At 42.5% G+C, this 13,750-nt stretch carries 15 protein-coding genes, 1 tRNA gene and 2 rRNA genes; 5 read left to right on the plus strand and 13 right to left on the minus strand.

Going from position 1 to position 13,750, the window contains the following annotated elements; all coding sequences use genetic code 11:
- Both AC1WMD_RS18495 and AC1WMD_RS18500 read left to right on the plus strand, forming a co-directional pair.
- The coding region (locus tag AC1WMD_RS18495; RefSeq protein ID WP_494258183.1) for an IS256 family transposase at nucleotides 1-564 on the plus strand (564 nt) is incomplete at its 5' end.
- A gap of 288 nt (nucleotides 565-852) precedes the next feature.
- Entirely contained in the window at nucleotides 853-2,166 is a 1,314-nt protein-coding gene (locus AC1WMD_RS18500) for a serine hydrolase domain-containing protein (RefSeq protein WP_494258184.1), read from the plus strand.
- A gap of 340 nt (nucleotides 2,167-2,506) precedes the next feature.
- Here AC1WMD_RS18500 and groL read toward each other — a convergent pair whose 3' ends face one another.
- Nucleotides 2,507-4,126: a chaperonin GroEL gene (gene groL, locus AC1WMD_RS18505; protein ID WP_043903405.1), complete on the minus strand. Its 1,620-nt coding sequence runs from the start codon at nucleotides 4,124-4,126 to the stop codon at nucleotides 2,507-2,509.
- A 72-nt stretch (nucleotides 4,127-4,198) separates the two neighbouring features.
- A complete protein-coding gene (gene groES / locus AC1WMD_RS18510) occupies nucleotides 4,199-4,483 on the minus strand; it encodes a co-chaperone GroES (protein ID WP_043903404.1) in 285 nt (94 codons plus the stop codon).
- Between the two features lie 253 nt (nucleotides 4,484-4,736).
- On the opposite strand from groES, the gene AC1WMD_RS18515 reads away from it, so the two are divergent.
- Together AC1WMD_RS18515 and AC1WMD_RS18520 are read left to right on the plus strand one after the other, a co-directional pair.
- Nucleotides 4,737-5,471, plus strand: a complete 735-nt coding sequence (locus AC1WMD_RS18515; RefSeq protein WP_494258185.1) for a CPBP family intramembrane glutamic endopeptidase — start codon at nucleotides 4,737-4,739, stop codon at nucleotides 5,469-5,471.
- A 46-nt stretch (nucleotides 5,472-5,517) separates the two neighbouring features.
- Complete coding sequence (locus tag AC1WMD_RS18520) at nucleotides 5,518-5,670, plus strand: YdiK family protein (RefSeq protein ID WP_494258187.1); 153 nt, start codon at nucleotides 5,518-5,520, stop codon at nucleotides 5,668-5,670.
- A 2-nt stretch (nucleotides 5,671-5,672) separates the two neighbouring features.
- Here the strand turns inward: AC1WMD_RS18520 and tatC are convergent, their stop codons facing one another.
- From tatC to moaC, 4 genes are read right to left on the minus strand one after another with little or no spacing between them, the layout of a single operon-like run.
- Nucleotides 5,673-6,419, minus strand: coding sequence for a twin-arginine translocase subunit TatC (gene tatC / locus AC1WMD_RS18525; RefSeq protein WP_043903401.1), 747 nt, complete (start codon nucleotides 6,417-6,419; stop codon nucleotides 5,673-5,675).
- Between the two features lie 20 nt (nucleotides 6,420-6,439).
- Entirely contained in the window at nucleotides 6,440-6,592 is a 153-nt protein-coding gene (locus AC1WMD_RS18530) for a twin-arginine translocase TatA/TatE family subunit (protein ID WP_017434444.1), read from the minus strand.
- 15 nt (nucleotides 6,593-6,607) lie between these two features.
- Complete coding sequence (locus tag AC1WMD_RS18535) at nucleotides 6,608-7,246, minus strand: redox-sensing transcriptional repressor Rex (protein WP_043903400.1); 639 nt, start codon at nucleotides 7,244-7,246, stop codon at nucleotides 6,608-6,610.
- Complete coding sequence (moaC, locus tag AC1WMD_RS18540; protein WP_043903399.1) at nucleotides 7,236-7,757, minus strand: cyclic pyranopterin monophosphate synthase MoaC; 522 nt, start codon at nucleotides 7,755-7,757, stop codon at nucleotides 7,236-7,238. The genes AC1WMD_RS18535 and moaC overlap by 11 nt, the downstream gene beginning before the upstream one ends.
- A 119-nt stretch (nucleotides 7,758-7,876) precedes the next feature.
- Between moaC and AC1WMD_RS18545 the strand changes: the two genes are divergently transcribed.
- A complete protein-coding gene (locus AC1WMD_RS18545) occupies nucleotides 7,877-9,823 on the plus strand; it encodes an ABC-F family ATP-binding cassette domain-containing protein (protein ID WP_043903398.1) in 1,947 nt (648 codons plus the stop codon).
- Between the two features lie 311 nt (nucleotides 9,824-10,134).
- Here the strand turns inward: AC1WMD_RS18545 and tsaD are convergent, their stop codons facing one another.
- The 7 genes from tsaD to AC1WMD_RS18580 all read right to left on the minus strand — a co-directional run.
- The gene (gene tsaD / locus AC1WMD_RS18550) at nucleotides 10,135-11,148 is read right to left on the minus strand and encodes a tRNA (adenosine(37)-N6)-threonylcarbamoyltransferase complex transferase subunit TsaD (RefSeq protein WP_043903397.1); all 1,014 of its coding nucleotides are present in this window, start codon (nucleotides 11,146-11,148) and stop codon (nucleotides 10,135-10,137) included.
- Nucleotides 11,145-11,597 carry a ribosomal protein S18-alanine N-acetyltransferase gene (rimI, locus tag AC1WMD_RS18555; protein ID WP_494258186.1) on the minus strand — a complete coding sequence of 151 codons (453 nt, stop codon included), beginning with the start codon at nucleotides 11,595-11,597 and terminating at the stop codon, nucleotides 11,145-11,147. Before rimI ends, tsaD begins: the two co-directional genes overlap by 4 nt.
- Nucleotides 11,557-12,294: a tRNA (adenosine(37)-N6)-threonylcarbamoyltransferase complex dimerization subunit type 1 TsaB gene (gene tsaB, locus AC1WMD_RS18560; RefSeq protein ID WP_043903395.1), complete on the minus strand. Its 738-nt coding sequence runs from the start codon at nucleotides 12,292-12,294 to the stop codon at nucleotides 11,557-11,559. Before tsaB ends, rimI begins: the two co-directional genes overlap by 41 nt.
- On the minus strand, nucleotides 12,291-12,749 hold the full coding sequence (tsaE, locus tag AC1WMD_RS18565) for a tRNA (adenosine(37)-N6)-threonylcarbamoyltransferase complex ATPase subunit type 1 TsaE (RefSeq protein WP_043903394.1): 459 nt from the start codon (nucleotides 12,747-12,749) through the stop codon (nucleotides 12,291-12,293). The genes tsaB and tsaE overlap by 4 nt, the downstream gene beginning before the upstream one ends.
- 238 nt (nucleotides 12,750-12,987) lie before the next feature.
- Nucleotides 12,988-13,061: transfer RNA gene (locus tag AC1WMD_RS18570), tRNA-Met, on the minus strand.
- Between the two features lie 204 nt (nucleotides 13,062-13,265).
- Nucleotides 13,266-13,382, minus strand: a 5S ribosomal RNA gene (gene rrf / locus AC1WMD_RS18575).
- A 240-nt stretch (nucleotides 13,383-13,622) separates the two neighbouring features.
- A 23S ribosomal RNA gene (locus AC1WMD_RS18580) occupies nucleotides 13,623-13,750 on the minus strand; the annotation flags it as partial.

Consider the following 13,750-nt stretch of genomic DNA (forward strand, 5'->3'; position numbering starts at 1 on the left):
ATTCTCCACAATCTCTACAAGAGAGGATTACAGGAAGTACTTCTTGGTGTATTCGATGGCCTTCCGGGACTGGAGGAAGCCTTTAAAGCCGTTTATCCGAAAGCCGATGTGCAGCGCTGTGTCGTTCACAAAGTACGTAATACCTTAAATCGTGTTCGGAAAAAAGATCAATTTGAAGTGGCAGAGGATCTCAAACTGATTTATCGCGCACCGAATAAGGAGATTGCGTTACAGATGTTTCAACAGTTTGAGTCGAAATGGTCCAGCAAGTATCCGAGAGAAGTTCAATCTTGGGCCAATGAGTTGGATGTCCTCCTTACATTTATGGATTATCCAAGCAGTATTCGAAGTGTGATTTACACGACCAATGCCATTGAACGAACGATCAAAGAGATTCGGAAACGTCTAAAGCCGATGAACAGTTTGAGTAGTTTAGAAGCCGCTGAAAAAGTCGTGTATTTGACCATCCAAGATTTTAATGAGAAATGGGCAGGGCGAAAGTTGCGAGGATTTGCCGAAGCACATGAAGCCCTTCAACGAATGTTTGAAGAACGTTATTATTAACAAAATACTGTAAATGAACAAAATAGGGGGATTCTCCCTTTCCACACAGGAGACTGAATATTCAGTCTCCTGTGTGGAGAAAACCAGTTCCCTATTCATTCCAAATCCAATTCAGAGAAACCCTACTCCATTACATTACACAAAATTCTTGACGGTACCCAAGGCAAAATAAGAGGCGGGTAAAAAATATGTTCAATTTCTTTAAGAGAAAATGCAACTATACTTCTTATAGAAACTTTATAATGTATATGAATGACTCGAAACATCGATCTTAGGAGTGGTTATCATTTGAAAACGATCATTTCTCAATTACAAAGCTATATGAATAAATTGGAAGAAAATGGTTATTTTAATGGATCTATACTAGTAGGCTATAAAGGAGATATTTTACTAAGCCGTGGTTATGGTTGGAGCAATAGAGAACATGCTGTAAAGAATACACCCCAAACTAAATATCGAATTGGCTCTATCACTAAAGGTTTTACAGCTATGGCTATTCTCCAGTTACAAGAACAGGGACTGCTTTCAGTACTAGAACCAATTAACAATTATCTTCCTGACTATCCTAACGGTGGCCAAATCACGATCCATCACTTGCTTACACACACTTCTGGTATTCCTGATTTTGTGAAGTTTCCGGATTACTGGGAACGGATTATGCGATTGCCTTCTACTTTGGATCAAACGATCGATTTATTTAAGAACCTTCCCCTAGAGTTTACACCTGGAGAACGCTTTTCTTATTGTACATCGTCCTATATTTTACTAACTAAAATTATTGAACTACTTTCTAAGCAATCCTATGCCAATTTTTTAAATCAGTATATTTTTAACCCGCTTAAAATGAATGATACGGGAGTAGATAATGGGCGTACCATAGTCAATAATCTTGCATCGGGATATTCTGTGTGGAAAGAGATAATTCATACAGAACCCGTGGATATGTCAATTCCTGTTGGAGGATATGGGTTGTATTCTACCGTTGAGGACTTATATCGTTGGGATCAAGCTTTATATACCAATAAACTTGTATCTTATAAATCACTCCAATCTATCTTTACCCCTTATCAAGAAAACTATGGTTACGGATGGGCTATTCAACAGATGAAGATCGGTGACAGCAGCCATACCTGTATTAGTCATTATGGCGATATCAATGGTTTTTGCGGAAATATTTTTCGATTCGTAAACGATCATCTTACAGTTATTGTATTGAGCAACCTTAATATTACTCCTGTATCTTGGATCGGCAAAAATCTAGCTAGTTTATTTTTCGGTGTACCGATCTCATTTCCTGAATTAGCGGCATCAATTGATTTAAATGACAGTAAAGTTCAGCGCTTAATTGGAACATATCAGATAGAAAACTCTGAAAGAAAATTAATGATTACCTATGAAGATGGACAATTATATGTTAGTGTAACTAAAATGCATGGAGCACCTTTTAAATATCCAATACACCCTGTTTCGATCACTAAAGATTATGTCCGGTGTCAAGCTGAATATGTTGATGAAACACTATTATTTAATATTAACCAAGCCTCCACTTTATTAATGTATAGAGAGATGGGACAGACACATTTGGCCTTTCAGTTAAATTAAGTCTAATCTTCAAGCTTAAGCCGATTTCTATCTTTTAGGAAAATTGACGGAGAGAGCCCTATATATAGTGCAATACAGCCTTCTAAGAATATAAATCTAAAAACTAATGTAACTCAGGATTTATAGAAACACTTTGTCATTCAGCCTAATTGGTTCTGAACACAGGTCAACGCAATCTGCCAACGATTTATGCTCATATGACTAAAAACTTAGAAGAAAAAGCTTCCCAAAAGTTCAGCGAACGAATGGGAAGCTTCATAAAAAATTTATGATTTTTCCGCGGTCAAAAAAGAAAGGAACACCAGGGGAACCCCAGTGCTCCAAGGCTTTTGGGCAATTATTACATCATGCCACCCATGTCAGGCATTCCTGGGTTGCCGCCTTTGTTTTCTTCTGGTTTGTCAGCGACAACTGCTTCTGTTGTTAAGAACATAGCGGCAACAGAAGCTGCGTTTTGAAGCGCAGAACGAGTTACTTTTGTTGGGTCTACGATACCAGCTTCAATCATGTCTACCCATTCACCAGTAGCCGCGTTGAAGCCGATGCCAGGTTTTTCTGTTTTTAAGCGTTCAACAATGATAGAGCCTTCCAAACCAGCGTTTTGCGCGATTTGACGAACTGGCTCTTCGATTGCGCGAAGAACGATTTTCACACCAGTTGCTTCGTCGCCTTCCGCTTCGATCGCAGCCACTTTGCTGTATACGTTCATTAATGCCGTACCACCGCCGGCTACGATACCTTCTTCGACAGCCGCACGAGTAGAGTTGAGCGCGTCTTCAATGCGCAATTTGCGTTCTTTCAATTCTGTTTCTGTCGCCGCACCAACTTTGATTACCGCTACGCCGCCAGCTAGTTTTGCAAGGCGTTCTTGTAATTTTTCGCGGTCGAATTCCGAAGTAGTTTCTTCTAATTGCGCACGGATTTGGTTGATGCGAGCTTTAATGCGTTCAGAATCGCCAGCGCCTTCTACGATTGTTGTATTTTCTTTCGTTACAACTACTTTCGAAGCGCGGCCAAGCGATGCAATTGTTGCAGATTTTAATTCACGTCCTAGTTCTTCGGAGATAACTTCACCGCCAGTTAAAATCGCGATATCTTCAAGCATCGCTTTGCGACGATCGCCGAAGCCAGGCGCTTTTACCGCTACCGCATTGAATGTACCGCGAAGTTTGTTGACGACTAATGTTGCAAGCGCTTCGCCTTCGACATCTTCTGCGATAATTAATAGCGGTCTTCCTTGTTGAACTACTTGTTCTAAGATAGGCAAGATTTCTTGGATGCTAGAAACTTTTTTATCTGTAATTAAGATGTATGGATTTTCAAGCACTGCTTCCATTTTTTCTGTATCTGTGATCATGTATGGAGATACATAACCACGGTCAAATTGCATACCTTCGACAACATCTAATTCCGTTGCGAAGCCTTTCGATTCTTCTAATGTGATAACACCATCGTTGCCGACGCGTTCCATTGCTTCTGCGATTAATTGACCAACTTCTTCGTCAGCTGCAGAGATCGCTGCAACTTGAGCAATGGATTCTTTACCTTGAATTGGTTTGGAGATTGCTTTTAATTCTTCTACTGCCACAGCGACCGCTTTTTCAATACCTTTACGGATGCCCATTGGGTTAGCGCCAGCTGTAACGTTTTTCAATCCTTCGCGGATCATTGCTTGCGCTAAAACTGTTGCCGTTGTTGTACCGTCCCCAGCAACATCATTTGTTTTGCTTGCTACTTCCGCAACAAGTTTTGCACCCATGTTTTCAAATGGGTCTTCCAATTCGATTTCTTTCGCGATCGTTACACCGTCGTTTGTAATTAATGGCGAACCGAATTTTTTCTCTAATACGACGTTACGGCCTTTTGGACCTAATGTTACTTTTACCGCATCTGCTAGTTTATCCACACCGCGTAACATCGCGCGACGAGCTTCTTCGCTGAATTTAATTTCTTTTGCCATACCCCGTTACCTCCTTATAAAATGGAATGTTGTTAAGTATTTTTTGCATATCTATGTTATAAACGCTGTCTATTAGCCAATAACAGCTAAAATATCGCTTTCACGTAAGATTAAGTATTCTTTGCCATCATATTTTACTTCTGTGCCAGCATATTTCGAGAAGATAATGCGATCGCCAACTTCTACTTCCGGAGCTACGCGCTCACCGCTGTCAAGCACGCGTCCTTTGCCGACAGCAACTACTCTACCTTCTTGTGGCTTTTCTTTCGCAGTGTCTGGCAATACGATACCGCTTGCAGTTTTTTCTTCTGTTTCGATCACTTCAATGACAACGCGATCACCTAATGGCTTTAACACGGAAAACAACCTCCTTAACATAATTTTCGCCGTTCTTATTAGCACTCATCTCAATCGAGTGCTAACACACTTATAATATTAATGAACTTCTCTTTTTTTTGCAAGTATGAAATACAAAATTTCTAAATCCTTTTCAATTATTTCATACTTCCATGATCTATAAACAGCGGCAGTCAATTTTTTTATATTTTTGTAAAAGATGTGCTAAAATACGGGAAGCATCACTATTTTGTTGGTAAAGGGGTAAGTTTTCTTGAAACGACAATATTGGTATGTCATTATTACGTATATCATCATGCAGCTGTCCGGTATTATAGGGGTTCCGCTTTTGCGCTTTCTCGGCGTGGGGAAACATGCCGAAAACAAGCTCGTTGCCGCACAGCTCACTTCTGGCTATTGGGCGGTCATTAGCTTTGCGATTGCGTTTTTGATTATTCTCTTTTTCTTGCGCGAGGATATAAAACAGCGGCATACTCGTTATCGCGTTTCCTTGCCTGTCGCCTGGATGTGGGCGATCGGCGGCGTCTTTTTAGCCCTGTTTGCCCAGAGCATTGCCGCTAATATTGAATGGCGTCTGCTTGGCATCGAACCGGGCTCGGAAAACACGAGACGAATTGTCGAAATCATTCAAGTCACCCCGATATTGATCATCGTTACTTCCATTATCGGCCCGATTTTAGAAGAAATTATTTTTCGCAAAATTATTTTCGGGACGCTATATCAAAAATACAACTTCTTCATTGCCGCGCTCATCAGTTCGCTATTATTTTCGGTAGTCCATATGGAATTGGAGCATCTGCTTTTATATGCGGCAATGGGTTTTACGTTTGCCTTTCTTTATGCGAAAACGGGGCGCATTTTCGTTCCGATATTCGCTCATGTTACGATGAATACGTTCGTAGTCTTGGTGCAAACATTGTTTGCTGATGAAATTGAAAAAATGATGCGGCAGGCAGAACATATACAACTCATTATTGGGGGCTTTTAATACAATGAGAAGGACACCATTGCAATTCGCTTTTGCCTATTTTCTGATGGGAGTACTATTTACTTACTTGTCCATTCAAAGTGCAAAAGATACGATTTGGAACTTTTTCACCATCTTCCTTGCCATCCTGGCTACGCTTGATTTTGGAGCAGCCATACGTCTCTTCGCATTCCACTTTCGCAATAAACCTCCCGTTTGATATCACGGGAGGTTTTCTTGTTCCTGTTGCGCCAATAATACTTTGCGGTAAGCCATTTTGGAGATCCAAATGCTTGCTTCATATAAAATCGAAAGCGGAATCATCACAATCACTTGTGATAATACATCCGGCGGCGTAATGGCCGCAGCTAAAATCAGCAAGGCCAAATAAGCGTATTTTCGTACTTTGCTCAATAACATCGGTGTAATCAAACCAAGTCTTGTTAAAAACATCACAACTACCGGCAGCTGAAAGACAATGCCAAACGGCAAGACGAGCTGAAGCAAAAATTCGAAATATTCATTAATACCGATGACTTGATGAATACCGAGGCGTTCCGCCAAATTTTGCATAAAACGAACGACAAACGGAAATAAGACAAAATACGCAAAACTAACGCCTGCTAAAAAGAGAAAAATCGAAAGCGGAATATAGCTTAACGTCACTTTTCGCTCTTTTTCATATAACCCTGGGCTGACAAACGCCCAAATTTGATAAAGCAAAACCGGGGCAGTAAGAATAAAGGCGATGACAAAGGCAAACTGAAAGTAAATTTTGATCGGGTCTGTCAAACGAAATGCATTCATCGTCAATTCTTTTGCTTCATCCGTATGCTGCAAATATAAAATGATCGGTTCGACAAAAAAGAAGCTCCCTATCAAGGCAATGCCAAAAAAAACAAGAACAATGATAAGCCGTTTTCGCAACTCTCCTAGGTGCTCATACACCGACATTTCTTTATCATTCATGTCTCAACCATCCTAACTCATCATTGGTCGGCTTTTTTTTCATCTTCATCGGCTAATCCTTTCGTCGCATCCTTAAACTCGCGGAGCGATTGACCGAGCGACTTGCCCAATTCCGGAAGTTTTTTTGTTCCAAACAATAATAAAATGACAAGCACGATTAATAAATATTTCATGTTTTATTCTCTCCTTTATTCAAGCGGATAGTTTTTCAAAAAATAAACGAGCGACTGCAATTCGACCGCTAAGTCGATATGGTGGACGCGAATATGCTTCGGTACGTTCAAGCGCGCCGGCGTAAAATTTAAAATCCCTTTAATTCCTTTTTGGACAAGACGGTCGGTAATCCATTGGGCGACATGGGCAGGCACCGTTAAAATCGCTACTGGAATTCCCTCGTGAAGACGGTCTTCTAATTCATCCAAATGATAGACGGGCACCCCGCCGACTTCTGTACCGACTTTCCTTTCATCTACGTCAAATGCCATCACAATTTTCGTATTATTGTTTTTCGAGAAATTATAGTTTAAAAATGCGGTGCCTAAGTTCCCGACTCCAAATAACGCAACTTCCGTTATCTCGTCTTGATCGAGCGTTTTCCGGAAAAATGACAACAAATAGTTGACATTATATCCGTATCCCTTTTTGCCAAGCGCGCCAAAATAAGAAAAATCGCGGCGGATCGTCGCAGGATCGACTTTAACCGCCTCGCTCAGCTCGGCAGAAGAAACGCGTTGTTTTCCGGAAGCGTGTAAATTTTTTAAAAAACGATAGTATAACGGCAAACGTTTGGCCGTTGCTTGCGGAATTTTTGGCTGTTCATTGCTCATCGATAAATCCCCCAGCACTTCTCTTTTTGCGTTGATAATGTCCTGACTTTCCACCCATTTTCTCTACTAAATAGGTTGGGCCAATCACCATTCCTTTATCAAGCGCCTTGCACATATCATATACTGTCAGCGCACATACAGAGGCGGCCGTTAGCGCTTCCATCTCTACCCCTGTGCTTCCTTTTGTTTTCACTGTTACGGTAATCAACAATTGATACAACGCTTTTTCTTCTTCGACATGCCAGGCAAACTGAATGTCGACACCTTTTAGCATAAGCGGATGGCACATCGGAATGAGATCGGCTGTTTTTTTCGCCGCCATAATGCCCGCCACTTGCGCAACGGCAAGCACATCCCCTTTTTCGATCGTCTTGTTTGTCATTTTTTCATAAATTTCCTTATTGACGGTCACACTTGTTTGCGCGGTCGCCATGCGGACCGTATCCTCTTTGTCCGTAATATCGACCATTTTTGCTCGGCCTTGTTCATTGAAATGGGTAAATGTTGACAACGTAATCTCCTCCACTTATAAACTATACACTATTTTTCGTCATCTGTCTTTTATCGTTTTATTGCGATAGGAAAGTAACTTACGCTACACTATTATTGTTAAACGCGAGGTGAAAAACAATGATCATTTTACAAGTGAATCAACTGACAAAATATTTTGGCGCTGACCTTATTTTATCGAATATAAAATTAGAAATACAATCCAAAGACCGAATTGCGCTCGTCGGAAGAAACGGAGCAGGAAAATCGACGCTATTAAAGATCATTGCCGGTGAAATGTCTTACGATAGCGGAGAGATTATGAAACCAAAAGAAGTAACGATCGGCTATCTCGCTCAGGACAGCGGTCTTCACTCTTCGTTGTCGATTTGGGAAGAAATGATGACAGTATTCGCCCCATTAAAGGCCATGGAAAAGCAATTGCGCGCGCTGGAAATGCAAATGGGCGATCCTGATTTGCTCGCAGATGCATCCCGTTATGAAAAATTATTAAAAGAATACGACACGCTACAAGAGCGTTATAAAGAACAAGGCGGTTACCAATACGAAGCCGATATCCGCTCCATTTTACACGGTTTGCAGTTTTCTAAGTACGATTATATGACAACTCCTGTCCAATCGTTAAGCGGCGGACAGCGAACGCGGCTGGCGCTCGGAAAATTGCTTTTAACGAAACCCGATTTGCTTATTTTGGACGAGCCGACCAACCATTTAGACCTCGAAACATTAACATGGCTTGAGCAATATTTACAAACGTATCCTGGCGCTATTTTAATCGTCTCCCATGACCGCTACTTTCTCGATAAGGTCGTCACTCAAGTATTCGAGCTATCGCGCTCGACATTAAAGCGGTATAGCGGAAATTACAGCCGCTACTTAGAGAAACGGGCAGAGGAATACGAACGGGAACGAAAACTATATGAAAAACAGCAAGAAGAAATTGCAAAGCTGCAAGACTTTATTCAACGCAATATCGCCCGCGCTTCGACAACCAAGCGCGCGCAAAGCAGAAGAAAACGGCTAGAAAAAATGGAAAGAATGGAGAAGCCAGTTGGGGATGAAAAAGCTGCCTCATTTTCCTTCGAAATCGAGCGGGAAAGCGGCAATGACGTGTTAATCGCTGAAGATGTCGCAGTGGGATATGATGCAGATCAGCCAATTATTCATAATGTTCGCTTTCGCATCACGCGCGGGGAAAGCATCGCTCTGATTGGTCCGAACGGAATCGGCAAATCCACGTTGTTAAAAGCGATTGTCAACAAACTCCCGCTGCAAGCAGGGCGTTTCCGCTACGGCTCAAACGTGCAAATCGGCTACTATGACCAAAACCAGGCCGACTTGTCCTCGAATAAGCGTGTGCTCGATGAACTTTGGGATGAATATCCCGATAAAACGGAAAAAGAAATCCGCACCGTGCTCGGGAACTTCTTATTCTCCGGGGACGATGTACTAAAGCCTGTATCGGCGCTCAGCGGTGGCGAAAAAGCAAGACTGGCGCTCGCCAAATTGATGATGCAAAAAGCAAACTTCCTTATTTTAGACGAACCGACCAACCATCTTGATTTAGACAGCAAAGAAGTGCTTGAGAATGCCTTAATTGAATACCCTGGAACGATTTTGTTCGTTTCCCATGACCGCTACTTTATCAACCGCATCGCCACGAAAATATACGAACTTTCTAGCGATGGAATTACTGAATATTTAGGTGACTATGACTACTATATCGCCAAAAAAGAAGAAATGCTGGAACTCGAACGCCTCATCGCTGCGGAGCAACCGCAAACAAACGTGAACCTTCCTGATGGGGAATCAAAGAAAAAATCGAGTTATGAGCAAGAAAAAGAAGCAAAAAAGCTAGAACGGCAGCGCAAGCGCCGCATTGAAGAAATCGAAGCGGAAATTAGCGAATTAGAACAACAAATTGCGCACGTTGAAGAACAATTATGTGATCCTGATATTTATCAAGATCACGAAAAAGTGCAACAGCTGACAAAAGAGAACGAGGAAATGAAACAAAAACTAGATCTATTACTAGCAGAATGGGAAGAACTTCATACACTAAAATAATAAAATACACAAACATCCACCGGTTATGAACAGGTGGATGTTTTTTTAGTTAATCACATACCCACAAACTTATCCCCAATTTTCTTCCCGTTATTCAAGTTATTCACCGGTTTTTCCACATTATCCACAAAAAGCATCTGTTTTATGTGAAAAAAACTGTGATTATTTTCTCCTTAATATAATGAGTTTTTTTTCTCATTTTCCACAATATCCACAAATTGTGGATAAATATATGCACAACCTTTATTTTTTTAATAAAAAAATGGACTTCCTTCAAGATTAAATCTTGAAAAAAGCCCGTTTGATTTCCGTTATTCTAACTCCAAGCTTGGGTCGGCATTTAATGCCATGTCCGCCCGTTTTCCTTGCGTATACAACACGGTTCCTGCTGCTGCGATCATTGCTGCATTGTCAGTGCATAACGATAATGGCGGTATCACTAACTCAACATTGTCTAATTTCGCCATTTGCTTTTGCAATTCCGCCCTTAATCCTCGATTAGCGGCGACCCCGCCCGCAAGCAACACTTGGCGAACGTGATATTCTTTTGCCGCCTGGATCGTTTTGGTCACTAGCACATCGATAACGCTGGCCTGAAAGCTGGCCGCCATATCTTTTGGATCTATTTCTTCACCGCGTTGTTTAGCATTATGCAGCGTATTTAATACGGCCGATTTCAAACCACTGAAGCTGAAATCATACGATCCTTCTTCGAGCCAAGCCCGTGGCAGATCGATTGTCGCCTTTCCTTCCTGGGCAAGACGGTCAATATGCGGCCCGCCTGGATAAGGAAGGTTTAACGCCCTCGCCACTTTGTCATACGCTTCTCCCGCCGCATCGTCTCTCGTTTCGCCAATCACTTGAAACTTGCCGTGTTCCTCCATGTATACAAGTTCCGTATGTCCGCCAGAAACAACAAGGGATAATAACGGAAATTTCATTTCCGTAACAAGCCGATTCGCGTAAATATGCCCTGCGATGTGATGAACGCCAACCAGCGGAATATTATAGGCAAACGATAACGCTTTTGCCGCGCTGACCCCAATTAACAGCGCGCCGACCAGTCCTGGACCTTTCGTTACCGCAATCGCGTGTAATTGTGAAAAGGAAACGCCTGCCTTATTCAGCGCTTCTTCAATCACAAGCGTAATTTGCTCGACATGATGACGCGAAGCGATTTCCGGTACGACGCCGCCGAATCGTTTATGGCTTTCCATTTGCGAAGCGACGATATTGGAGAGAATTTCTTTGCCGTTTTTCACTACTGCTGCTGCTGTTTCGTCGCAGCTCGTTTCAATTCCAAGCACATATATGTCATGATTCATGATAAATTCACCCACATTACTAGCGCGTCTTCTAAATTATCTGGATAATACTGTCTGCGAATGCCGCCATTGCGAAACCCTAATTTTCGATATAACGACTGGGCCACATGATTAGAAACTCGAACTTCCAACGTCATCGTTACAGCCCCTAACTGTTTGGCCGTTTCCATCAATTTGCGCATGAGCGCTTCTCCTAACTTTTTGCCGCGAAATTCCGGCAATACTGCCACATTCGTAATATGCGCCTCATCGATCACTACCCACATTCCGCCATAGCCGATGATGCGGCCTTTATGCACCATAACGATATATTTCGCGTAACGATTGTGGACAAGTTCATTATAAAATGCCTCCCTGCTCCAAGGAGTGGTAAATGAGGCACGCTCTACTCGCAACACATCATCAATGTCATTTAATGTCATGAACCGAAATTGAATATCCATCCCCATTGTTATTTTCCCCTTTTTGTTTGGCAAGCCATTTCGCTTCTGCCTCCGCCAAACGGATGTAATTCGGTACGAATGTATGGACGTCTTCCCGCTCTTTTTTCTTTCCAAGGAGCGCTAGTTCGCTCGGCCGCGGCAATTGTAATGCAGCGGGAGCAAAATGAGCCAATTCCCCAAGTTGCGCTTGAAACAGATCGTTTAAAGCAACACCTGTTCCAATAAATAACACCTCTTCTTTTCTTGCCTTGAGTTGGTTGGCCCATTCTTCCGCTAGAACGATGCGATCACTTTCTATACATACGAGCTCTGACCCATTATAACGGTATAGCCCCGTATAAATTTGCCCCCTTCTGGCATCAAAAAACGGAGAAATCACGCCAGAAAAATATCGACCATTAGCCGCCAGCACCTCTAAACTAGATACTCCGACGATTGGAATGTTTAATGACCACGCTAGCGTTTTCGCAATCGTCACACCGATGCGCACACCTGTATATGAACCAGGACCTCTTGCGACAGCGATTAAATCGAGCTCCTGAGGGGTAACGCCGCAATGTTTCATCAATGATTGGACCGCTGGCATGACACGTGTAGAATGGTCTTTCTTGATGTTGGTTGTTATTTCTCCTTTTACGAGGTCATCCTCAACTAACGCGATTCCCATTACGACATTGGATGTATCAATCGCTAATATTTTCATGCTTCTAAAATCTCCTTACATAACTGTTCATACCGTTTTCCTACTGGTTCCATCACTAATTTACGCTGATGATCTCCATGATGAAACAAATAAATATTTAATCTTTCTTTTGGCAATTGTGCCTTAATAAGGTGTGCCCATTCAATAACAGTAACGCCATCTCCCTCAAAGTATTCATCAAAGCCAAGGTCCTCCATCTCATCCTCTAGGCGGTACACATCCATATGATAAAGAGGAAGGCGCCCTTTATATTCTTTTACGATCGTAAAGGTAGGACTATTAATCGTTTTTTCGATTCCCAGTCCTTTCGCCAATCCTTTTGTAAAAGTCGTCTTTCCTGCCCCTAAATCTCCTTCTAGCGTAACGACAGATCCGGCTTCTAATTTTTCCCCCAATTTGTGAGCAAAGCTCATCGTTTCTTCTGGGGAATGCATTATCAGTTCATAACGTTTCATCGATTGTCACCTTAACACATTTTATCATGATAATCTTCGCTGTTGAAATTTTACCATATTTTCGCCATGTGTTACCACTTTATATAGAGGAAAGATAGCGGCTGCTTTATTATCAAGAGAAAAAATGCTTCCACTATGGAAACAGACTGCGTCTCCGCACCGGTTTGCGGTTAGGGAAAATATAACACATAAAAATAAAAAACCTTAGGAAATTTTACATTTCCTAAGGTTAAATGGATTGCGGGGGCAGGATTTGAACCTGCGACCTTCGGGTTATGAGCCCGACGAGCTACCGGACTGCTCCACCCCGCGACGATAAAAAGAACAATTAATTTAGAAAGCTTTCATTAAATTCGTTGTCCCTTCCTCTTCTAGCTTATTCAACGATGTTAGATGCGTCGGGACAACTCGCAGCGGATTCAAGGAAGCTTAGGCTCGTTGCTCCACCCCGCGGCGATATAAATAAAAAGGTAAAGGGAATTTAGGCGTGTTTCACTCCCTGGTATAATAGAAACTGCCTAGCGACGACCTACTCTTGCAGGGGCGCTGGCCCCAACTACCATCGGCGCTGGAGAGCTTAACTTCCGTGTTCGGGATGGGAACGGGTGTTTCCTCTCCGCCATTGTCACTAGGCAAGTTGTTCAATTGACATAAATAATTATATTCATCTAATCGATTTTATCAAGAAAGAGTTCATTCCTTCAAAACTAGATAACCGTCTGTTGGGAAGAAGCCGGGCGCATGCGCTTTTCGTGCTGTCTAGCTCCGGACGCCATCGGCTCGCGACGCTTCGGTCCCGTTGCGGCGGCGACAGCCTCCTCACGGGCCCTCCAGCGCGTCTCGCCGATAGGCGGGCGTCCTCCGCTTTTCTGATTGGTTAAGTCCTCGATCGATTAGTATCCGTCAGCTGCACGTGTCGCCACGCTTCCACCTCGGACCTATCGACCTCGTCATCTTCGAGGGATCTTACTCGCTTAACGCGATGGGAAATCTCATCTTGA

This window comes from Parageobacillus sp. NEAU-HV-2 (assembly GCF_059115485.1).